This is a genomic window from Selenomonas sputigena, from assembly GCF_026015965.1.
In the GTDB taxonomy this organism is placed as follows: domain Bacteria; phylum Bacillota; class Negativicutes; order Selenomonadales; family Selenomonadaceae; genus Selenomonas.
Genome location: NZ_CP110383.1, coordinates 1,824,012 through 1,844,778, shown reverse-complemented (window position 1 = coordinate 1,844,778; position 20,767 = coordinate 1,824,012). Strand labels below are relative to the sequence as shown.

General features: G+C 54.4%; 18 protein-coding genes, 18 tRNA genes, 3 rRNA genes and 1 pseudogene. 38 read left to right on the top strand and 2 right to left on the bottom strand.

The features are described from left to right. Nucleotides 1-14: 14 nt before the first annotated feature. The 4 genes from OL236_RS09045 (at nt 15) to OL236_RS09030 (ending at nt 2,080) form a co-directional block, all read left to right on the top strand. Nucleotides 15-158, top strand: coding sequence for a hypothetical protein (locus tag OL236_RS09045; protein ID WP_006193510.1), 144 nt, complete (start codon nt 15-17; stop codon nt 156-158). Between the two features lie 45 nt (nt 159-203). Then, on the top strand, nt 204-590 hold the full coding sequence (locus OL236_RS09040) for a biotin/lipoyl-containing protein (protein ID WP_006193509.1): 387 nt from the start codon (nt 204-206) through the stop codon (nt 588-590). Between the two features lie 64 nt (nt 591-654). After that, on the top strand, nt 655-1,032 hold the full coding sequence (locus OL236_RS09035; protein ID WP_265070345.1) for a PBECR2 nuclease fold domain-containing protein: 378 nt from the start codon (nt 655-657) through the stop codon (nt 1,030-1,032). Between the two features lie 205 nt (nt 1,033-1,237). Continuing rightward, nucleotides 1,238-2,080, top strand: coding sequence for an ankyrin repeat domain-containing protein (locus tag OL236_RS09030; protein WP_265070344.1), 843 nt, complete (start codon nt 1,238-1,240; stop codon nt 2,078-2,080). A gap of 47 nt (nt 2,081-2,127) precedes the next feature. On the opposite strand, the gene OL236_RS12525 is transcribed toward OL236_RS09030, so the two are convergent. After that, nucleotides 2,128-2,463 (bottom strand): hypothetical protein, encoded by a 336-nt coding sequence (locus OL236_RS12525; RefSeq protein WP_413777372.1) that lies wholly within the window; start codon nt 2,461-2,463, stop codon nt 2,128-2,130. Between the two features lie 448 nt (nt 2,464-2,911). Between OL236_RS12525 and OL236_RS09025 the strand changes: the two genes are divergently transcribed. The 6 genes and pseudogenes from OL236_RS09025 to OL236_RS09000 all read left to right on the top strand — a co-directional run bounded on the left by OL236_RS09025 (nt 2,912) and on the right by OL236_RS09000 (nt 6,742). Further along, the gene (locus OL236_RS09025; protein ID WP_265070343.1) at nt 2,912-3,178 is read left to right on the top strand and encodes a type II toxin-antitoxin system RelB/DinJ family antitoxin; all 267 of its coding nucleotides are present in this window, start codon (nt 2,912-2,914) and stop codon (nt 3,176-3,178) included. Then, nucleotides 3,175-3,432: pseudogene (locus tag OL236_RS09020) on the top strand (Txe/YoeB family addiction module toxin). Before OL236_RS09025 ends, OL236_RS09020 begins: the two are co-directional and overlap by 4 nt. Before the next feature lie 215 nt (nt 3,433-3,647). Beyond that, nucleotides 3,648-4,052, top strand: coding sequence for a CRISPR-associated endonuclease Cas1 (locus tag OL236_RS09015; RefSeq protein WP_265070342.1), 405 nt, complete (start codon nt 3,648-3,650; stop codon nt 4,050-4,052). Continuing rightward, entirely contained in the window at nt 4,018-4,329 is a 312-nt protein-coding gene (gene cas2 / locus OL236_RS09010) for a CRISPR-associated endonuclease Cas2 (RefSeq protein ID WP_265070341.1), read from the top strand. Before OL236_RS09015 ends, cas2 begins: the two co-directional genes overlap by 35 nt. A gap of 194 nt (nt 4,330-4,523) precedes the next feature. Then, nucleotides 4,524-5,279: a CRISPR-associated endoribonuclease Cas6 gene (cas6, locus tag OL236_RS09005; RefSeq protein ID WP_265070340.1), complete on the top strand. Its 756-nt coding sequence runs from the start codon at nt 4,524-4,526 to the stop codon at nt 5,277-5,279. Between the two features lie 95 nt (nt 5,280-5,374). Next, nucleotides 5,375-6,742, top strand: coding sequence for an FAD-dependent oxidoreductase (locus OL236_RS09000; RefSeq protein ID WP_265070339.1), 1,368 nt, complete (start codon nt 5,375-5,377; stop codon nt 6,740-6,742). A 60-nt stretch (nt 6,743-6,802) separates the two neighbouring features. Here the strand turns inward: OL236_RS09000 and larA are convergent, their stop codons facing one another. Then, nucleotides 6,803-8,074 carry a nickel-dependent lactate racemase gene (larA, locus tag OL236_RS08995; RefSeq protein ID WP_265070338.1) on the bottom strand — a complete coding sequence of 424 codons (1,272 nt, stop codon included), beginning with the start codon at nt 8,072-8,074 and terminating at the stop codon, nt 6,803-6,805. A 187-nt stretch (nt 8,075-8,261) separates the two neighbouring features. Here larA and OL236_RS08990 point away from each other — a divergent pair, with 187 nt between their 5' ends. The 28 genes from OL236_RS08990 to OL236_RS08855 all read left to right on the top strand — a co-directional run bounded on the left by OL236_RS08990 (nt 8,262) and on the right by OL236_RS08855 (nt 20,764). Next, the gene (locus OL236_RS08990) at nt 8,262-8,813 is read left to right on the top strand and encodes a phosphoribosyltransferase family protein (RefSeq protein ID WP_265070337.1); all 552 of its coding nucleotides are present in this window, start codon (nt 8,262-8,264) and stop codon (nt 8,811-8,813) included. Nucleotides 8,814-8,918: 105 nt separating this feature from the next. Next, nucleotides 8,919-8,993, top strand: a tRNA-Gly gene (locus OL236_RS08985). A gap of 5 nt (nt 8,994-8,998) precedes the next feature. Beyond that, nucleotides 8,999-9,073 (top strand) — tRNA-Gly (locus OL236_RS08980). A gap of 74 nt (nt 9,074-9,147) precedes the next feature. Beyond that, a tRNA-Ile gene (locus OL236_RS08975) sits at nt 9,148-9,224 on the top strand. Nucleotides 9,225-9,248: 24 nt separating this feature from the next. After that, nucleotides 9,249-9,326: transfer RNA gene (locus OL236_RS08970), tRNA-Arg, on the top strand. Nucleotides 9,327-9,931: 605 nt separating this feature from the next. Next, nucleotides 9,932-11,486: ribosomal RNA gene (locus OL236_RS08965) — 16S ribosomal RNA — on the top strand. A 208-nt stretch (nt 11,487-11,694) separates the two neighbouring features. Next, nucleotides 11,695-11,770, top strand: a tRNA-Ala gene (locus OL236_RS08960). Nucleotides 11,771-11,780: 10 nt separating this feature from the next. Beyond that, a tRNA-Ile gene (locus OL236_RS08955) sits at nt 11,781-11,857 on the top strand. A gap of 174 nt (nt 11,858-12,031) precedes the next feature. Beyond that, nucleotides 12,032-14,949, top strand: a 23S ribosomal RNA gene (locus OL236_RS08950). Between the two features lie 64 nt (nt 14,950-15,013). Beyond that, nucleotides 15,014-15,130: ribosomal RNA gene (gene rrf, locus OL236_RS08945) — 5S ribosomal RNA — on the top strand. Together the 16S, 23S and 5S rRNA genes with 14 tRNA genes alongside form the textbook arrangement of a ribosomal RNA operon. Before the next feature lie 4 nt (nt 15,131-15,134). Then, nucleotides 15,135-15,210: transfer RNA gene (locus tag OL236_RS08940), tRNA-Asn, on the top strand. An 18-nt stretch (nt 15,211-15,228) separates the two neighbouring features. Further along, nucleotides 15,229-15,304 (top strand) — tRNA-Gln (locus OL236_RS08935). 4 nt (nt 15,305-15,308) lie between these two features. Further along, nucleotides 15,309-15,384, top strand: a tRNA-Lys gene (locus OL236_RS08930). Nucleotides 15,385-15,425: 41 nt separating this feature from the next. Beyond that, nucleotides 15,426-15,501, top strand: a tRNA-Lys gene (locus OL236_RS08925). A 61-nt stretch (nt 15,502-15,562) separates the two neighbouring features. After that, nucleotides 15,563-15,638, top strand: a tRNA-Val gene (locus tag OL236_RS08920). A gap of 4 nt (nt 15,639-15,642) precedes the next feature. Further along, a tRNA-Asp gene (locus OL236_RS08915) sits at nt 15,643-15,719 on the top strand. Between the two features lie 5 nt (nt 15,720-15,724). Further along, nucleotides 15,725-15,800, top strand: a tRNA-Phe gene (locus OL236_RS08910). Nucleotides 15,801-15,808: 8 nt separating this feature from the next. Continuing rightward, nucleotides 15,809-15,884, top strand: a tRNA-Thr gene (locus tag OL236_RS08905). A gap of 12 nt (nt 15,885-15,896) precedes the next feature. After that, nucleotides 15,897-15,970: transfer RNA gene (locus tag OL236_RS08900), tRNA-Gly, on the top strand. Between the two features lie 10 nt (nt 15,971-15,980). Then, a tRNA-Leu gene (locus tag OL236_RS08895) sits at nt 15,981-16,069 on the top strand. 31 nt (nt 16,070-16,100) lie between these two features. Further along, nucleotides 16,101-16,186: transfer RNA gene (locus OL236_RS08890), tRNA-Leu, on the top strand. 31 nt (nt 16,187-16,217) lie between these two features. Beyond that, a tRNA-Leu gene (locus OL236_RS08885) sits at nt 16,218-16,303 on the top strand. A gap of 21 nt (nt 16,304-16,324) precedes the next feature. Then, nucleotides 16,325-16,531, top strand: coding sequence for a hypothetical protein (locus OL236_RS08880; protein WP_265070336.1), 207 nt, complete (start codon nt 16,325-16,327; stop codon nt 16,529-16,531). Nucleotides 16,532-16,609: 78 nt separating this feature from the next. Beyond that, nucleotides 16,610-17,626 (top strand): rod shape-determining protein, encoded by a 1,017-nt coding sequence (locus tag OL236_RS08875; RefSeq protein ID WP_265070335.1) that lies wholly within the window; start codon nt 16,610-16,612, stop codon nt 17,624-17,626. A gap of 113 nt (nt 17,627-17,739) precedes the next feature. Further along, complete coding sequence (locus tag OL236_RS08870) at nt 17,740-18,534, top strand: flagellar hook-basal body protein (RefSeq protein ID WP_265070334.1); 795 nt, start codon at nt 17,740-17,742, stop codon at nt 18,532-18,534. A 71-nt stretch (nt 18,535-18,605) separates the two neighbouring features. Continuing rightward, nucleotides 18,606-19,397 (top strand): flagellar basal-body rod protein FlgG, encoded by a 792-nt coding sequence (gene flgG, locus OL236_RS08865; protein ID WP_009646882.1) that lies wholly within the window; start codon nt 18,606-18,608, stop codon nt 19,395-19,397. Between the two features lie 14 nt (nt 19,398-19,411). Next, a complete protein-coding gene (gene flgA, locus OL236_RS08860; RefSeq protein ID WP_265070333.1) occupies nt 19,412-20,146 on the top strand; it encodes a flagellar basal body P-ring formation chaperone FlgA in 735 nt (244 codons plus the stop codon). A gap of 12 nt (nt 20,147-20,158) precedes the next feature. Beyond that, nucleotides 20,159-20,764: a flagellar basal body L-ring protein FlgH gene (locus OL236_RS08855; protein WP_009646903.1), complete on the top strand. Its 606-nt coding sequence runs from the start codon at nt 20,159-20,161 to the stop codon at nt 20,762-20,764. Nucleotides 20,765-20,767: the final 3 nt, after the last annotated feature.

The following is a 20,767-nucleotide window of genomic DNA, read 5'->3' as shown; positions in this document are numbered from 1 at the left end:
CGGGAGGTTCACTTATGCAAAACGCAAAAGACGTCAAACCTGAGGTCGCTGCGGTCATCGCTGCAGCCGTCCAGATGATGGTTGGCAATAAAGTCGTTGCCGTCAAGATCAAGCGCAACGACGCATGGGCAATGGCAGGTCGCCAGAGCATCCATTAAGAAAGACGTAAGCGAAAACAAATTGAAGACTTGGAGGAATTTACAATGAAAAAGTTCAACATCAAGGTCAATGGCACGAGCTACGAAGTCGAGGTCGAGGAAGAGAAGGCAGCCGTCGCGGCGCCTGCACCGAAGGCAGCCGCTCCCGCCGCTCCGAAGGCCGCTGCTCCGGCTGCTCCTGCCGCTCCTGCCAAGGCAGCTGTTTCCGCTGGCGCCGGCGAAGCTTCCGTCAACGCCCCGATGCCGGGCAAGATCGTCAACGTCCTCGTTTCCGAGGGCCAGAAGGTCAACTCGGGCGATGTCCTCTTGATTCTCGAAGCCATGAAGATGCAGAACGAAATCGCTGCAACGCAGGCCGGCACGGTCAAGGCGATCAACGTCGCCGCCGGTCAGAGCGTCAAGGCCGGCGATCCGCTGGTCATCGTTGGCTAAGCTGTACGAATGGAAACTGCCGCACGCATCCGCGTGCGGCAGTTTTGTTTAAGGATGTGATTCGATGCATTTGCTTTGCAGGATTGACAAGGCAATTTATTCACTTGTGGAGCGAGAGATTCAATCCTCGGATGTCGTTATCACGGATGAGAGGATTGAGCATATCAAAGAACGGCATCCTCAAGATTATGAGAGATTCATGAGGTACATTCCGCAAATCATACAAGAGCCGGATTACATCATTGCATCATCGAAACCGCATACCGCTGTGATCCTGAAAATGATAGAAGAAAATGGAGAACGGTTCAAGGCAATCTTGCGTTTGAAAGTAGAAAAAGATCCCTCTCACTACAGTCATTCCATTATTTCTTTTTGGCGAATTGGCGATGCCACATGGAAGAAGATATTGAGAAACAAAGTTATCCTTTACAGGCGAGAGTAATCTTGTTATACTGAAACTAAGAAAAGGCGACTGGCTTTTGAGGTGAAAAAAGCGTCCTCACGCGCCGCATGCTTCGGCAATGGGCAAAAGAGATGTCGGGTGTGACGCTCCGACCGAAAGCGGCGCCTTTTTGGTATCTTTGGAATTGGAATAGAACCGGCGATGCGCGGCGACCAAGCTGCCGCGAAATGAAGGAGCGAATGCTGTGAAGAAATTTGTCGCCACAACCGTGGCTGCGGCCTTCCTGTTCATGGGTGTCCCTGCCGTCATCCATCCTGCAAAAGCGGAAGCGAGCGAATGGGGTAAGATTATCGGCGATGTCCTCGGCTCAATCCTCAAGGGCGGGAAGCAGGAAGGACAAGAGAAAAAACCTGAGGAGAAGACTCGGCATGGGGAGATCAACAATCGCATCATCGAGCGAGAGCCGACAACGGATGAGAGGATGCTCTTCGTGGCGATTGAAAAAGGCGATGCCGACACCGTGAGGCGTATGCTCGACAAGGGTCTTGACATCAACGCCTACTACAATTTCAAGTCGGCTACGCCTTTGTCCTGCGCAATCTACAACGACAAGCGCGAAATCATGCAGATGCTTCTTGAACGCGGCGCGGATGTGCGCGGGTATGTCACCAGTACGCGCGAATATCGCGTTCACTCTTATTTCGTGCAAGCAGCGGCAAACGGCAATCTTCCGTTGATGGAATATCTGCACAACTGGGGTGCGCCTATCAATTCCATTCAGGACGTCTATGCTATGGATCGGCGCAATGCGCTCTTGTCCATGCCATTGGGGAGAGATGGTATTGCAATCTGCCGCTACCTTGTCGAACAAGGGATAGATGTCAACTATCGTTCAAACGATGGCACGACGCCGTTGATGTATGTATCTCACACCTATACATCTTCCGAGGCAAGGCACGAGCTTCTACAGATTCTTCTCGATGCAGGAGCGGATCCTTATCGGAAAGACAAGTCGGGGCATACGGCGATTGACTACTGCCTGCTGAACAACGATTTGGAAAACGCCCAACTCTTGCAACGATATTGATACTGGGAAAAGGAAGTAGAAATCATTGTCCTTCTGCTTCCTTTATGTTATACTATAAGAGGAATCCGCACCGCATCAACAATGACAAGGCTTGAAGCGTATTTTTTCAAAGAAATGGCGCAGAAAAGAGACAAAAAAACAGTCCGCGCCGCAAACAGCATCTTGAAGCCGCATAAAATCAGAGCTTGCAAGACGAGGATTTCAGAACACGAACCCCGAAAGGGGACGGAAACACGCCCATCGCGTCGAGCTTGATCTTTCCGAAAGGCGAATTTCAGAACACGAACCCCGAAAGGGGACGGAAACATGATCAATCTCTCCTTCCAGAGAACAGAAAAACAAATTTCAGAATACGAACCCCGAAAGGGGACGGAAACTTTCATGATGCCAGCACCGCCTTTCTGTAAATGTCATTTCAGAACGTGAACCCCGAAAGGGGACGGAAACTTTGTTGGCATCCGTCTCAATCTGTTTTGCTTCATTTCAGAACGTGAACCCCGAAAGGGGACGGAAACTCAGTGACGAACTTGCCCTTTGCGCCCGTCTGGAAATCTATTTCAGAACACGAACCCCGAAAGGGGACGGAAACGTGTACACCTCGTCCTCGTCCATGTCGTAATGGACTATTTCAGAACGTGAACCCCGAAAGGGGACGGAAACTTTTTATTGCCCTTCACGAACAACGAGCCGCGCACATTTCAGAACGTGCCCCTCGAAAGGGGACGGAACAGGCTATGATTTCTTATTGATGAAATCGCAGCCTGTTGTTTATGTGTTGTCTTTACAGTGTACTTTGCTTATGCTAAACTGACAGCAAAGGGGTTGATCTATATGGCGCAAACATTGGTCAATATTCGTATGGACGCTGAATTAAAGCAGAATATGGAAGCTGTCTGCCGCGATCTTGGAATGAATATGACAACCGCATTCACGATCTTTGCTAAAAAGATGAGTCGCGAAAGGCGGATCCCGTTTGAGGTTTCCGTCGATCCGTTCTATTCCTCTGCGAATATCGCTCATCTTGAGAGCATTGTTACCGACGTTAAAAACGGAACTGCGAAATTTCAGGAACACGCGTTAATTGAGGCAGATGCATGAAGGTTCTGTGGGAAGAACGCGCTTGGGCAGACTATCTCTATTGGCAGATGCAGGATCGAAAGACACTGAAGAGAATCAATGAACTTGTCAAAGATATGCAAAGGGATGCGTTTCATGGTATTGGCAAGCCAGAACCTCTGCACGGCTCTTTGTCAGGCTATTGAAGTCGTCGCATTGATGACACGAATCGTATTGTTTATGATGTAATTGAAGACGTCTTGCGTGTAATTGCTTGCCGAGGTCATTATTCGTAATAGTTTTTGCTGTCGCATTTCAGAACACGAACCTTGAAAGGGGACGGAAACTTTGCGTATTTTTCCTTGTTGTATTTGGCGTTGTATTTGATTTCAGAATGTGAACCCCGAAAGGGGACGGAAACTTCTCAGGATAGACCGTCGCTTCCTCCTTTACGGCGGTTATTTCAGAACACGAACCCCGAAAGGGGACGGTAGTTCTTGGAGGTGTGAGCATGAGTTTTGTCTATATCACGGAAGAGGGAGCTTATGTTCAGAAGCGCGGTGGGAATTTCGTTATCGGTCGTAACCGTGAGTGCATTATGGAGATTCCCGAGGAGGTCTTGGAAGGGCTGACTCTGATCGATCGCATACAGGTTTCCTCACAGGCAATGGTGGAGCTTCTTCGCTTGGGCATCCCTGTCACATGGCTGTCGCGCACAGGGGCGTTCTTCGGTCGTCTTGAATCGACGCGCCATGTGCATGTCTTTCGGCAGGAGCAGCAGATCTTGCTCAAGGGTTCGTCTTTTTATCTCGCTCTGGGACGTAAGGCGATTGCAGCGAAGGTGCATTTCCGTGCTTTGGGGTGTCTTGTGCCGGAGGCGTTTGGAATACGAGGAGATGGAGTTTGTCGCTGCTGACGAGCGCCGTTACATCGTGCTTGTAATCTACGACATCGTGGACAACAAGCGCCGCAACCGCATGGTCAAGTGTGTCGAGCGCTATGGGATTCGTGTGCAGAAGTCTGCTTTTGAGGCATTTTTGAGCAAGAAAAAGTATGAGCGGCTCGTCGAGGAAACGAGCCGCTTGATTGATTTGGAGACGGATTCTTTGCGCATCTATTTGTTGGCCGATCATACGTCAGTTCGTTCATGGGGTGTGGGCGATCGTCATATCGAGGATGTCATTATTTTTTAGGATTTGCAGGAAAATCTAGGATTCCAGGACGAGGTGGGCAGGAAATTTTCTTTGGAAACAGAATATTTTCAATATAGTTCTTATGATTTCGACAAAGAAGGGAGATGAGGCTGTGGAGGCTTTGTGTGAAAGGATTACGACATATGGAGTGATGCATGGATTCTGGGACTTTGCCGTTCGCAGGAGGTCAATCGATGATACGTCTTTTCGAATCGGTACTTTTTCTACCCGAGGAAGAGCGTGCGGTCAGCTCTTTCGGCTCGTTGCTGCACGGCGCTTTGATGGAGCGCCTGCCGAAGGAGTTGGTAGAGAGGCTGCACGAACAGGATATGCGCCCGTACAGTCAGAGCGTTTCGTGGGACAAGGCGGGTGGCTTCGCCCGTTGGCGCATCGGCGTCGTGGAGGAAGAGGCCGGCGAGGCGATCGGGGAGGCCTTGCGGCAAGGAGATGGCATATTCCTGCGGCAGAAGGAGTATGAGGTTCGTCTGGGAGAGCGGAGGTTGTTGGCGGAAAGCTCTTTTGAGGAGATTGCCGATACGTTCTTCTTGCAGGAGGCGGCACCCAAGGGGGCGGAGCTTTCTTTTTGCACGCCGACTTCGTTCAAGCGCGAGGGGCGCTATGTGATGCTGCCGGATTTCTTCTTGATTTGCCAGAGCCTTTTGATGCGATGGAATCGCTTCGCCAAGGAAATTTATCTCTATGATGAGGATTTGACGGAGCGGATGGCGCTGGCCTGTCAGCTTTCTAAATACGCGCTTCGTTCCGTTCCTTTTTCTATCGAAGGTCATACGATTCGTGGCTTTTGCGGCACGATGCGCGTGCGGTTTTTTGGCACGGACGGCATGCGGCGGATTCTGGGAATGTTGTTTTCCTTCGCGCCTTTCGTCGGTATTGGCATCAAGACGGCACTCGGTATGGGGGCGGTCGAGACGAGGGTGTGGGAGAGGTGAAGGGTGCGGCTCTCTTTCTCTTGTCATGATGTGCATGGTACTGTTTTACTACGCATTTATGCGTATTTTTTATATATGAATAAGGAGGATTTTTCATGCAGGAAACGAAAGAATATCAGAATTTGATCCTTGGCTTCGGCAAGGCGGGCAAGACTTTGGCGGGGCTTCTGGCAAAGCGCGGCGAGTCTGTAGCGCTTGTCGAGCGTTCGAAGGAGCGCTACGGCGGCACTTGCATCAATGTCGCCTGCATCCCGTCGAAGTCGCTTGAGTACAGTGCGCGGCTTTCTGCTGCGGCGGGCGGCGACTTTGCAGCGAGGGCGGCGCGCTATCGGGCGGCAATCGCTGAAAAGCGGCGTCTGACGGCGATGCTCCGCCAGAAGAACTACGAGAAGGTCACGGCGGCAGGGGCGGAGGTCATCGACGGCGAGGCTTCCTTCCTTGATGCGCATACGGTGCGCATTGTGACGGAGACGGGAGAAAAAATCGTGCGCGCCGGGCGCATCTTCATCAATACGGGCGCGGCGCCCTTCGTGCCGCCGATTCCGGGGCTTAAGGAGAGTGCGCATGTCTATACGAGCGAGGGAATGATGGAGCTTGACAAGCTGCCTGAAAAGCTTGTCGTCATTGGCGGCGGCTATATCGGTTTGGAGTTTGCATCCTACTATGCAAATTTCGGCTCCGACGTCACGGTCGTGCAGGATACGGCGGAATTCATTCCGCGTGAGGACAAGGAAATCGCTGCCTGCGTGGAGAAAGTGCTTGAAGAGCGCGGCATATCCATCGTGAAGAGCGCGAAGGTGCTCGGCGTCAAGAATGAGGACGGCGTTGCTGTGCTCACGGTCGAGGCGGCGGGCAGCGAGCGTCGGCTCACGGCGGACGCCGTTCTCGTTGCGACGGGCAGGCGGCCTGAGCTTGCCGCTTTGCAGTTGGAAAAGGCAGGCGTAAAGCTTTCGGAGCGCGGTGCGGTCGCGGTCGATGAGAAACTGCGGACGACGGCAGAGCATATATGGGCGATGGGCGACGTCGCGGGCAGTTTGCAGTTCACGTACATCTCGCTCGATGATTTCCGCATCGTCAAGGATACGCTGTTCGGCAAGGGCGAACGCACGACGAAGAACCGCGGCGCCGTGCCTTATTCGGTGTTTCTTGACCCGCCGCTTTCTCGCGTGGGCATGACGGAGGAGGAAGCGCGAGCCGCAGGCTTCGAGGTCGCCGTGCGCAAGCTTGCTGTTGCCGCTATCCCGAAGGCGCAGGTGCTGCGAAAGCCCGCGGGGTTGTTGAAGGCGGTCATCGATGCAAAGACGGACAAGATCTTAGGGGCGCATCTCTTTTGCCCGGAGTCGCAGGAAATGATCAATATCATAAAGCTCGCCATGGATGCGGGCATCACGGCGGGTACGCTGGCGGATGCTGTTTACACGCACCCGACGATGACGGAGGCGTTCAACGATCTTTTCGCTTGAATGAAAAATAGGCAACAAAAAAGGCTGCGCAAGCAGCCTTTTTTGTTGCCAAGTGTCTTTTCAGCGCACGATGACGGAAACGCCGTCGGGGATGACGGTGACTTTTGCGTCCTTGCCTTTGATCTCGAAGGCGCGCTTCAAGGCCTCGTCGAAGGTCAGCGCGTGCTCCATGTGCATGTCGCGAATCATCTGCGGATCGCAGAGATCCGTGACCATGATGACGGTGAAGCGGTCGAGGATGCGCGCGAGGATCTGCATCTCCCACTGGTCGGGCAGCGTATTTTCCTGCGGCGTTGCTTCGATTTGATCGAGCAGTTCGCGCGGCGTCTTTGCGGCCTTCAAGGTCTTGTAGAAGGATTCGCCGCCGTGACCGTCGTTGCAGGCTGCGACCATGATGATGACACCGCCCTCGTTGCAGTTCGCCTCGGCCGCCGTCATGCCCTTGACTGCCTGATAGATGTTCTGGTCGAGCGGGTAGCCGCCGTTCGTCGATACGACGATGTCGGACGGGTTACGCTTGATTTCGGCGAGCGTGCGCACATAGTCGCAGCCCGTGACGTGCGCTTCCTGGCTGTCGCCGGCAAAGGCGGCGATGATTTCCTTTTCCGCATTGATGACGACGTTCAGAATGAAGGCGAGCTTCGCTTCCTTCGCCGCGTGGAGCATGTCGCGGTGGATGGGGTTGCCGTCGAGGATGCCCGTGCGCGCCTTGTCGCTCTTGATAAATTTGCTGCAGTGGTTCGCCATGACCGTCTTGGCGGAAGCGATGCCGGGCAGGATCGCCTTGCGGCCGCCCGAGAAACCTGCGAAGAAGTGCGACTCGATGAAACCTTCGGCGATGAGCAGATCGGTGCCGATGGCCGCGCGGTTGATGAGCAGCTTGCCGCCCGACGGCAGGAAGCCGAGATCCGCCATCGCCGCGTCGTTCTGCGAATCGTGGATGATGATCTTTTCGTTCTTGACGATGTCCTCGCCGAAGCGGTCGACGAGTTCTTCATGCGTCGTCGCGCGGTGGAAGCCCGTCGCGATGAGGATTGAGATGTCGATCTCGGGGTTCGCCTCGCGGATGCGGCGCAGGAGAATCGGCATCGTCACGCGGCTCGGTACGGGGCGCGTGTGGTCGCTTGTGATGATGACCATGCGCTTCTTGCCGCGGACGAGTTCTTCGAGCTTTGGACTGCCGATCACGTTGTCGAGTGCGCGCTCGACGATTTCCGCCTGTGTGCCCGGCTGTTCCTTGCCCTCGGGGTGCGATTCGAGTACGCCGAGGAAGTTTTCGTCCGGCACCTCGATCATCATCTTGCCCTTGCTGTAAGGAATTTTCAACTGCATTATTCCACGCTCCTTTTGTATTGTTTATGTCTTAGCAGGTCTTATTATATCATAGAAGGAATCGCTTGGACAATGAAAGGAATTGCGCTTGCGAGAAAATTCCATTATAATGAAGGCGATGCAGAAGAGTGCGGGATATGTGCGCTCCCTGCGCTGGGATACGAGAAGGACGGAGGGCTTTTGAACGATGGCACAGAGATTTCATACTTTGGAAGTGGCGGGCGTCCGCAGGGAATTGCCGATCTTGAACGTGACGAATGAGCTGGCGATCGCGGGGTTCATCATGCTCGGCGACGTCGAGCTTACGGATGCTTGTGCAAGGGCTTTGGCTGAGAAGGTGCCGAAGGAGACGGAAGTCCTCCTGACGGCAGAGACGAAGGGCATACCGCTCGCGGCGGAGCTCGCGCGCTGTCTCGGCATGAAGCGCTACGTCGTCGCGCGCAAGTCGGTCAAGGCGTACATGGAGGATGCCATTTGGGTCGAGGATCGTTCCATTACGACGAAGGGCGTGCAGAAGCTCTGCCTCGACGGCGTGGACAAGGCGCGCATTGCAGGGAAGAATGTGCTACTTCTTGACGACGTGGTGTCGACGGGCGGCTCGATGAAGGCGCTGACGGAGCTTGCAGGCAAGGCGGGCGGCAAGATCGTCGGCGAAGCGTGCGTGTTGGCGGAGGGCAAAGCGGCAGAGAGGAAAGATTTGATCTTCCTGGAAGCGCTGCCGCTTTTTGATGCGAAATGAGCGGGAGAGTTGCGAAAAGCATCAGAAAAGGTATTGACAAACGAGGCGAGAGCCGCTAGAATATAGTCTGTCAGTCAGCGCGTGCGTGTGCGGCGGGCAAATCAAGCGGAAGTAGCTCAGTGGTAGAGCACCACCTTGCCAAGGTGGGGGTCGCGAGTTCGAGCCTCGTTTTCCGCTCCATATATGCGGAAGTAGCTCAGTGGTAGAGCACCACCTTGCCAAGGTGGGGGTCGCGAGTTCGAGCCTCGTTTTCCGCTCCATTTGCTTTTGAGATCTCGCAACGCTTTTGCAGGTTGCGAGAATTTCTTTCCCCAAATTGAGGGATGGCTTCTCCGGGCCTATAGCTCAGTTGGTTAGAGCATCCGGCTCATAACCGGTCGGTCCCAGGTTCGAGTCCTGGTGGGCCCACCATGCTTCATGCAGGGGAGATAACATGTCCTGGTAGCTCAGTTGGATCAGAGTATTTGACTACGAATCAAAGGGTCGGGGGTTCGAGTCCCTCCCAGGACACCATTTTCAGCACAAAAGATTTTCTAAAAGAAAGTCGAAAAGGTGTTGACAAGCAGGAAGGAATCCTGTATCATTGTACAAGTCGCCGTAAGGCGGCAAGTGAGGAATCAAAGCGAGTGCAAAAGTTTCGCTTAGCAAGATCGTTCTGGCGAACGGGCAGTGAAAAAAGCGCTTGACAAGATGAACTCCATGCGATACAATGACTAAGCCGATTCTTCGGAACGGCAATGAACCGAAGAAATTCGGCGGTGTTCCTTGAAAACTAAACAATGCAGAAATGAATCATCTATATGATTCAAGCCAGATGTCCATCAAGAGGAATCTTGATGAAACATCGATTGTGAACTACATTTGTAAAAGCAATCGACAATTTCTTTATGCGGTTCGAAAGAATCGTATCCAGAAGATAAAAAGAGCCAATCATGGCTCTCTGCAAACTGAATGCAAGTTTCTCCGCATCCAACATAACCATGTTGGATGCAGAGAAAAAAACGCAGGGATTTTTGTGCCAGACAAGGAACGGCGAAGCAACGTCCCGGAAGCGTACTCGCGTACGCTGAGGACACGTTGCGAAGTCGTGACGCAGTATGGCGCAAAAAGATCAAGTTTTTTCGGAGAGTTTGATCCTGGCTCAGGACGAACGCTGGCGGCGTGCTTAACACATGCAAGTCGAACGGGAACCTTTATTTCGGTAAAGGAGAGAGTGGCAAACGGGTGAGTAACACGTAGGCAACCTGCCGACAGGATGGGGACAACATTCCGAAAGGAATGCTAATACCGAATGAAGTCACCGGAGGGCATCCTCTGGTGATGAAAGATGGCCTCTGAATATGCTATCACCTGTCGATGGGCCTGCGTCTGATTAGCCAGTTGGCGGGGTAACGGCCCACCAAAGCGACGATCAGTAGCCGGTCTGAGAGGATGAACGGCCACATTGGGACTGAGACACGGCCCAGACTCCTACGGGAGGCAGCAGTGGGGAATCTTCCACAATGGGCGAAAGCCTGATGGAGCAACGCCGCGTGAGTGAAGAAGGTCTTCGGATCGTAAAGCTCTGTTGCACGGGACGAAAACCGAGCTTGAAAACATTGAGTTTGGGTGACGGTACCGAGCGAGGAAGCCACGGCTAACTACGTGCCAGCAGCCGCGGTAATACGTAGGTGGCGAGCGTTGTCCGGAATTATTGGGCGTAAAGGGAGCGCAGGCGGACATATAAGTCCATCTTAAAAGTGCGGGGCTCAACCCCGTGAGGGGATGGAAACTGTATGCCTTGAGTGCAGGAGAGGAAAGCGGAATTCCCAGTGTAGCGGTGAAATGCGTAGATATTGGGAGGAACACCAGTGGCGAAGGCGGCTTTCTGGACTGTAACTGACGCTGAGGCTCGAAAGCCAGGGGAGCGAACGGGATTAGATACCCCGGTAGTCCTGGCCGTAAACGATGAATGCTAGGTGTAGGAGGTATCGACCCCTCCTGTGCCGGAGTTAACGCAATAAGCATTCCGCCTGGGGAGTACGGTCGCAAGACTGAAACTCAAAGGAATTGACGGGGGCCCGCACAAGCGGTGGAGTATGTGGTTTAATTCGACGCAACGCGAAGAACCTTACCAGGGCTTGACATTGAGTGAAAGAGCTAGAGATAGCTTCCTCCCTTCGGGGACACGAGAACAGGTGGTGCATGGCTGTCGTCAGCTCGTGTCGTGAGATGTTGGGTTAAGTCCCGCAACGAGCGCAACCCCTGTCCTTTGTTGCCAGCGCGTAATGGCGGGAACTCAAAGGAGACTGCCGCGGAGAACGCGGAGGAAGGCGGGGATGACGTCAAGTCATCATGCCCCTTATGTCCTGGGCTACACACGTACTACAATGGGATGGACAGAGGGAAGCGAAGGCGCGAGCCGGAGCGGACCCCACAAACCATCCCCCAGTTCGGATTGCAGGCTGCAACCCGCCTGCATGAAGTCGGAATCGCTAGTAATCGCAGGTCAGCATACTGCGGTGAATACGTTCCCGGGCCTTGTACACACCGCCCGTCACACCACGGAAGTCATTCACGCCCAAAGCCGGTGGGCCAACCGCAAGGAGGCAGCCGTCTAAGGCGGGGGCGATGACTGGGGTGAAGTCGTAACAAGGTAGCCGTATCGGAAGGTGCGGCTGGATCACCTCCTTTCTAGGGATACTGAGCTGTCGAAGAAGCAAGCCCGGAGGGCGTAGCTGATTCGGAAACAGCTCGTACGCGAAAACGTCCCAAGCACGCGAGCCGAAAGGCGAAGCGCGATTGGCAGACGTTGACCGCGCCGAGTCGTTGAAAGACAGCTTGATCTTAAGTCGAGGCATCAGGCTTTCTGCATTGTCTAGTTTTGAGGGAATACCCTCATGGGGGCGTAGCTCAGCTGGGAGAGCACCTGCCTTGCAAGCAGGGGGTCAGGAGTTCGATTCTCCTCGTCTCCACCATATATGATATGGGCCTATAGCTCAGCTGGTTAGAGCGCACGCCTGATAAGCGTGAGGTCAGTAGTTCAAGTCTACTTAGGCCCACCATTTATGCGGTCAGATGACCGCTGTCGTACCTTGAAAACTACACAGAAGACAAAATGAAAGAAAATCATCGAAGGCTGTAGAAATACAGCAAAGATTTTCCGAACATTTTAGGATCACAAACCAAGCATCAGAAATGATGCCTTGAGGCGAAACACACGATAAGAATCGTGGAAAAGTCAAGCTACGAAAGGCATACGGTGGATGCCTTGGCGTCAGGAGTCGAAGAAGGACGCGATCAGCTGCGAAAAGCCGTGGGGAGCCGCAAATAGGCCTTGATCCACGGATCTCCGAATGGGGCAACCCAGTGCGAGTCATGTCGCACTACCCGAAAGGGAGACAAACCCGGTGAACTGAAACATCTAAGTAGCCGGAGGAAAAGTAATCAAACGAGATTCCCTCAGTAGCGGCGAGCGAAGCGGGAAGAGCCCAAACCGAAAGCTTTCGGGCTTTCGGGGTTGAGGATCAGCATAAAGGGAAAGCAGCCTAGTGGAACGGCATGGGAAGGCCGGGCGAAGAGAGTGAAACCCTCGTACACGAAAGGCTGAAGAACGGGCTGGAATCCAGAGTACCACGGGACACGAGGAACCCTGTGGGAAACCGGGTGGACCACCATCCAAGGCAAAATACTACCTGACGACCGATAGAGGAAAGTACCGTGAGGGAAAGGCGAAAAGAACCGCGGGAGCGGAGTGAAATAGAACCTGAAACCGTATGTCCACAAGCAGTCGAAGCGCTTTATATGCGCGACGGCGTGCCTATTGAAGAATGAACCGGCGAGTTATCCTGTCGAGCGAGGTTAAGCGGAAAACGCGGAGCCGAAGCGAAAGCGAGTCTTAAAAGGGCGAAGAGTTCGACGGGGTAGACCCGAAACCACAGTGATCTATGCATGGCCAGGCTGAAACTCAGGTAAAATTGAGCGGAGGGCCGAACCCGTGAGTGTTGAAAAACTTTGGGATGAGCTGTGCATAGGGGTGAAATGCCAATCGAACGTGGAGATAGCTGGTTCTCCCCGAAATAGCTTTAGGGCTAGCCTCGAGTGATGCATGCAGACGGTAGAGCACTGATCGGGCAAGGGGGCGTAAAGCCTACCGACCCCAGTCAAACTGCGAATGGCTGCATGTCAAACTCGGGAGTCAGCGTGCGAGTGATAAGACCCGTACGCAAGAGGGAAACAGCCCAGACCGCCAGCTAAGGTCCCCAATGCTGTACTAAGTGGAAAAGGATGTAGGAATTCGAAAACAACCAGGATGTTGGCTCAGAAGCAGCCACCATTTAAAGAGTGCGTAATAGCTCACTGGTCGAGAGTCCCTGCGCCGAAAATATCCGGGGCTCAAGTACAGAACCGAAGCTGCGGCTGCATACGAAAGTATGCGGGGTAGGGGAGCGTACCATGCGCGGCGAAGCCGTACCGGAAGGAGCGGTGGAGTGCATGGCAGTGAGAATGCCGGTATGAGTAGCGAAAAGGCCAGCAAGAATCTGGCCCACCGAAAGCCTGAGGTTTCCTGGGCAACGCTCGTCGTCCCAGGGTCAGTCGGGACCTAAGCCGAGGCAGCAAGCATAGGCGATGGACAACTGGCAAACATTCCAGTACCGCAGGGAGTCGTTTGAGTGATGGAGTGACGCAGGAGGGAGCTTGGGCGCGCGAATGGAAGAGCGCGTCGAAGCCGGTAGGCTGCAAGGGAGGCAAATCCCCCTTGTAAAAGCCGAGACGTGACAGGGAGGCAAACCCTTGGGTGAGCCGAAGCCAAGCGGACCACACTGCCGAGAAAAGCTTCTAGCGAGACGAACTGCGCCCGTACCGAAACCGACACAGGCAGGCAGGGAGAGGATCCTAAGGTGCGCGGGAAAACCCTCGTTAAGGAACTCTGCAAATTGCATCCGTAACTTCGGGAAAAGGATGGCCGGAACTGGTGAAGACCCCTGCGGTTGGAGCCGGGGCCGGCGACAGAAGAGAAGCCCAAGCGACTGTTTACCACAAACACAGGTGCCTGCAAAAGAGAAATCTGACGTATAGGTGCTGACGCCTGCCCGGTGCTGGAAGGTTAAGGGGAGAGGTCAGGAGCAATCCGAAGCCTTGAGCTGAAGCCCCAGTAAACGGCGGCCGTAACTATAACGGTCCTAAGGTAGCGAAATTCCTTGTCGGGTAAGTTCCGACCCGCACGAAAGGCGTAACGATTTGGGCACTGTCTCGACGAGGGGCCCGGTGAAATTGAAATACCTGTGAAGATGCAGGTTACCCGCGACTGGACAGAAAGACCCCATGGAGCTTTACTGCAGCTTGGCATTGATGCCCGGCGGATGATGTACAGGATAGGTGGGAGGCTAAGAAAGGCGGCCGCAAGGACGCCCGGAGCCGCTGTTGGGATACCACCCTTCCTCCGCTGGTCATCTAACCGAAGTAGTTACGACACTCGGGACAGTGCCAGGTGGGCAGTTTGACTGGGGCGGTCGCCTCCGAAAGAGCAACGGAGGCGTCCAAAGGTTCCCTCAGCGCGGACAGAAATCGCGCGAAGAGCATAAAGGCAGAAGGGAGCTTGACTGCGAGACCGACAAGTCGAGCAGGTACGAAAGTAGGGCTTAGTGATCCGGTGGAATGAGAGTGGAATTGCCATCGCTCAACGGATAAAAGCTACCCTGGGGATAACAGGCTAATCTCTCCCAAGAGTCCATATCGACGGGGAGGTTTGGCACCTCGATGTCGGCTCATCACATCCTGGGGCTGAAGCAGGTCCCAAGGGTTGGGCTGTTCGCCCATTAAAGTGGTACGTGAGCTGGGTTCAGAACGTCGTGAGACAGTTCGGTCCATATCCATCGCGGGCGGAAGAAACCTGAAGGGGGCTGCTCCTAGTACGAGAGGACCGGAGTGGACGGACCAACGGTGTACCAGTCATGGCGCCAGCCGTGCAGCTGGGTAGCTGCGTCCGGAAAGGATAAACGCTGAAAGCATCTAAGCGTGAAACCAGCCCTAAGATGAAGTTTCTCACGGAGTAATCCGGTAAGGCGCCTCAAAGACGATGAGGTTGATAGGCGGGGAGTGGAAGCGCCGCAAGGCGTGCAGCCGACCCGTACTAATACGCCGAGGGCTTGACTTATTACCTAAAATGTTCCATTGAGTCTTCTGTATAGTTTTGAGGGTGCAACAAACACCTTCACAAATCCAGTGGCGATAGCTGAGTGGATCCACCTGTTCCCATCCCGAACACAGTCGTTAAGCACTCATACGTCGAAAGTACTTGGTTGGAGACGACCTGGGAGGATAGAAAGCTGCTGGTTTCATTCCTCGATAGCTCAGTCGGTAGAGCGCCTGACTGTTAATCAGGTTGTCGCAGGTTCGATCCCTGCTCGAGGAGCCATTTTACCCCTGGGGTAATTGGGGTATAGCCAAGTCGGTTAAGGCACGGGACTTTGACTCCCGCATCGTTGGTTCGAGTCCAGCTACCCCAGCCAGTATGGTTCACTAGCTCAGTTGGTAGAGCACCTGACTTTTAATCAGGTTGTCCCGGGTTCGACCCCCGGGTGAGCCACCACGGTGGCTTATCTAGTGACTGGCTTGACCATCTCACATCATGACTCACTAGCTCAATTGGTAGAGCATCTGACTCTTAATCAGCAGGTTCGGGGTTCGAGTCCCCGGTGGGTCACCATCTTGTTGATTTCACCTTTGGGTGTTTCATATTTTCCCTTCCTGGGGATAAGGCTTGTAGCGGGCGATTAGCTCAGCTGGGAGAGCGCCTGCCTTACAAGCAGGATGTCAGCAGTTCGATCCTGTTATCGCCCACCAATGTGGCCCGGTAGTTTAGTTGGTTAGAATGCCGCCCTGTCACGGCGGAGGTCAGGGGTTCAAGTCCCCTTCGGGTCGCCATTTATGCCTCGGTAGCTCAGTTGGCAGAGCAGGGGACTGAAAATCCCCGTGTCGGCGGTTCGATTCCGTCCTGAGGCACCACTTCTTTTGCTGGTGTAGCTCAATAGGCAGAGCAGCTGACTTGTAATCAGCAGGTTGGGAGTTCGATTCTTCTCGCCAGCTCCACTTAGCTTAGATGCGGGTGTAGCTCAATGGTAGAGCTCCAGCCTTCCAAGCTGATCACGTGGGTTCGATTCCCATCACCCGCTCCATTTTTTGCATGCCGGGGTGGCGAAACTGGCAGACGCAGGGGACTTAAAATCCCCCGGTTGGTGACAACCATACCGGTTCGATTCCGGTCCTCGGCACCATCTGATTTCCATATCGCCAAAAATTCAACATGCGGTCGTGGCGGAATGGCAGACGCGCTAGCTTCAGGCGCTAGTGATGGCAACATCGTGGAGGTTCAAGTCCTCTCGACCGCACCATATCCTCTAAACTTCATATCTTATCTATCATGCGGTTGTGGCGGAACTGGCAGACGCGCTATCTTGAGGGGGTAGTGTTCACAAGACGTATGGGTTCAAGTCCCATCAACCGCACCACTTGAATTCAGGGCTCAGCGTTTGCTGGGCTTTTTTATTGCAGAAAGGGGAACGATCATGCTACAGTCGGAGAAGGTCAAGAAAGCAATCGAGGCGGTGGAAGCATGCTGCGGCAAGTGCGAGATTTGTTCACCGGACTGTCCCGTCTTTGTGGCAAAACGGGCGCTCTCGACGTTACTTGCTGATTTGGAAGAATATGAAGCTTCGCTGAGCGAAGACGTTCCTTGAAGCCCTTGTCACGGGAAGCAAAATATTATATTATAAAAGATGACTGATGAGAAGTATCCCTTGGAAGGGGTTTGATATATGTTTGGCATGTCAATGGATATCGGGATTGATTTAGGAACGGCGAACGTGCTCGTTTTTGTCAAGGGCAAAGGCGTCGTCCTGCGCGAGCCTTCGGTCGTGGCGATGGATCGCGATTCGGGACGTGTCCTGGCAATCGGCGAGGAGGCACGCCGCATGATCGGGCGCACGCCTGGCAATATCGCAGCGATTCGTCCGCTCCGATCGGGCGTCATTGCCGACTATGACATGACGGAGCGCATGATCCGCTTCTTTATTGAGAAGGTCACGGGTAAAAGCTTCGTCTTTCGTCCGCGCATCATGATCTGTATCCCGTCAGGTGTCACGACCGTCGAGCAGCGCGCTGTGCAGGAAGCGGCGGAGCAGGCGGGCGCACGCTATTCGCAGCTCATTGAGGAACCCTTGGCCGCGGCTTTGGGCGCAGGACTCAATATCGAGGAGCCGAACGGTTCGATGGTCGTTGATATCGGCGGCGGCACGACGGATGTCGCCGTCATCAGCCTTGGCGGCATCGTGAACAGCGCGAGCCTGCGCATCGCAGGCGATACTTTTGACGAGGCGATCATCGCTTACATCAAGCGCGAGTACAATATGCTGATTGGTGAACGCACGGCGGAGGAAATCAAGATCAATGTTGGTGCGGCCTTTTCCGGTGCGCGCGACTCTTCAATGGAGGTGCGCGGGCGTGACCTTCTGTCGGGTTTGCCGAAAACGATCACGGTGACATCAAAGAATGTGGCGGAAGCGCTTGAGGCTCCCGTAACGGGCATCGTACAGTGCGTGAAAAAGGTGCTTGAGGAGACACCACCGGAACTTGCGGCGGACATCATGGATCGAGGCATTGTCATGACGGGCGGCGGTGCACTGCTCTATGGACTCGATGAACTCCTGCGCCATGAGACTGGAATTGCCGCTGCTCTGGCTGAGGATCCGATGTCGTGCGTGGCCTTCGGCACGGGTAAGGCGCTCGAGTATATCGGCATGGCGGCAGAGCGAGTGAAGTTCTTGTTAAAATAAAGCCTTTTGCCCTCTTATGATTTGAGAGAAAATGCCGATAAAAAGTATAAGGAATTTTGCAGTTTGCAAGTATACATCTGCTATGTTGCGGATGATGACAAGGAGGCTTTGCCATGCTGCGTGGCTTGTACGTCGCGGCGTCCGGCATGATTACCGAGACGAACCGTACGGATGTGATTGCCAACAACCTCGCGAATGCGGCCTCGTCCGGATACAAGAGGGACGAGGCGATCAATCAGGAGTTTGCACCTATACTGCTGAAGCGCATCAATGATAACCAGGACGATGAGGTCACGTCTTTTCGTGGCTTCCGGTTGGAGCAGGGACCGCCGCGTGTCGGCAATCTTGGACTTGGCGCCTATACGGCGGAGATCGCTACCGACCATGTGCAGGGCAGTATGAAGACGACGGGCAACATGCTCGATCTCGCTGTATCGGGTGAGGGGTATTTCGCCATTCAGACGCCCCAGGGCGTGCGCTACACGCGCGATGGCAGTTTCTATCGGCAAGCGAACGGCGCCCTCGTGACGGCACGCGGACAAGCCGTTCTGAATGCACAGAATCGCCCGATCATGCTGCCCGACAGTGCAAATATCACGATCGGCGCCAAGGGCGAGATTATGGATGGTCGGAGGCGTATCGACACCTTGCAATTCGTGCAGTTCGATGATCGCCGGGCTGTCTTGAAGCAAGGAGACAACCTCTATCGTCCGCAGCAGGGCGCACAGCCGCAGGCGGCAACGGGTGACATTCAGCAGGGCATGCTCGAAAATTCCAATGTCAATATTGCGAGTGAGATGGTCAGTTTGATCAACAATTACCGCATCTATGAAGCGGGATCGCGTGCTCTGGTGACGCAGGACTCGATGACAGACAAGACGGTCAACGAGGTCGGCCGAACGAGCTGATAACGTAAAGAATCCTAGGGATAGGGATTTGTCATTTTTTCGGATTTAACGCAGATGGGGGATTTTGCATTATGATGAGAGCACTTTGGTCCGCAGCTTCAGGCATGAAGGCGCAGCAGGACAATATGGACGTCGTCGCACACAACATTGCGAATGTTAACACCTTCGGTTCGAAGAAGGTGCGCGCGGAATTCCAGGATCTCGTTTACCAGAATCTGCGCGCTGCGGGTGCGCAGAGCGGCGCCGATTCCCAGTATCCGACGGGGCTTGCCATCGGTCTCGGCACGCGCACGGCGGCGACGCAGCGCATCTTCACGCAGGGCAATCTGCAGTCCTCGGGCAATCCGACCGATGTCGCCATTCAGGGTGAGGGCTTTTTCCGCATTGAGATGCCGGATGGAACGATCGCCTACACGCGCGACGGCTCTTTCAAGCTCGACCAGAACCGCCGCCTTGTGACGACGGATGGTTACCCTTTGGCGGACGGCATCACACTTGATGCCAATGCACCGAGTGATACCATCGTGATTGCGGGCGATGGTCAGGTTTCGTGCACGCCGGCTGGCGGCAACGTGACAGCGGTTGGACAGATTACGCTGTCGCGCTTCGTGAACCCTGCAGGTCTTTTCGCGATCGGCAAGAACCTGTTTAAGGAGACGGATGCTTCGGGCAACGCGATTGACTCCAACCCTGGAGAAGAAGGCGCGGGCACACTCACGCAGGGCGTTGTCGAGATGTCGAACATCCAGATCGTCGAGGAAATGGTCAATATGATCGTGGCGCAGCGTGCGTACGAATCGAATTCCAAGGCGATCACGACGTCGGATTCGATGCTTGAGATTGCGAACTCCCTCAAGCGTTGATGAAGGGATAAAACATGAAGGCTAAGGCGGCGGCAGCACTCTTCTTGGTGTGCGTCGCCCTTTTCCTCACTTCGGCGGGTATGGTGGAAGCGTCGCGCTTTTCTCAGACCGTGAGCGCCGCTGAGTTCGAGCGCATGACGGACGAGAAGATGGAGACACTCTTTAAGGACAAGGGCGAAACGCGCCGTCGCGAGGTGGCTCTTGTGAAACCGCCGCGTGACATGAAATTGCCAGCAGGCGAGGTTTCGTTCTCAGTAGAAGCTCCTCTGGGGCTTTTGTATGACCGCCGAACGCCGATTTACGTTTCTGTGCTCTTGGATGGCAGACCGTATCGTCGGGCGCTTTCCTATTATACCGTCCGCGTTTACGACACGGTTCTCGTCGCTTCGCGAAATCTCTTTCCTGAGCAGGCATTGTCGGAAGCGGATCTGCGATTCGAGGAACGTGAAGTGACGCGCGTGCGCGGACGCTGCTTGAAAGAAAAGGGCGAGGCGCTTGGGCATGTCGTATCGCGCATGGTTCGGGAGGGCACGGTGCTTTCGGAGGATCTCCTGCGACAGCCGGTCGTGATGGAATCGGGTGCGGCGGTGACGATTGTTTCGCATTACAATGGCATCGAAGTGCGTGTTTCAGGCGTCGCGCTCACACGAGGTCGCGTGGGGCAGAAGATCCGCGTGCGCAATGCGGCTTCCCGCAAGGTGATGCTCGCGCGGGTGTTGGACGCATCCACAGTCGAGATTGGGTCTTGAGAAGGGGACATTATGAGAAATAGCAAGAAATGGCAGTCCTTTATGCTCGCCAGCATTTTCGGCGGAGCGCTCTTCTTCGCTCCTACGGCCTTTGCGCAGTCTCTGTGGGCGGATGCTGCGGAAGGTACGTCCTACGGTGTCTTTGCCGACCGTAAGGCGCATAATGTGGGTGATACGCTGACGATTGTGATCAGCGAGAAGACGACGACGACGCAGACGAAATCGCGCAAGAATGGTAAGTCGGCTTCGACAACACTCAATGCGGGCACGGGCATCTTTGATTTTTTGACCTCGGCTTCGGCGGGCGGTTCGGATTCGTGGAAGGCGGACGGCTCTGCCAAGGATTCGAGTAATTTCTCGGGCAATATCGCGGTGACGGTTGTCGAGGTACAGCCGAATGGCAATATGGTTGTCGAGGGTACGCAGTCCATCTGGCAGAATAAGGACGAACACAAGATCACATTGCGCGGCATCGTGCGACGCGATGATGTGACGTATGAAAATACGGTTCCGTCGACGAAGGTGGCGGACGCCACCGTGCGCTTCGATGGCAAGGGGCCACTGAACGCGAAGCAGCGCCAGGGCATCCTCACGCAGATTCTCAACATTCTATTCTAGGTG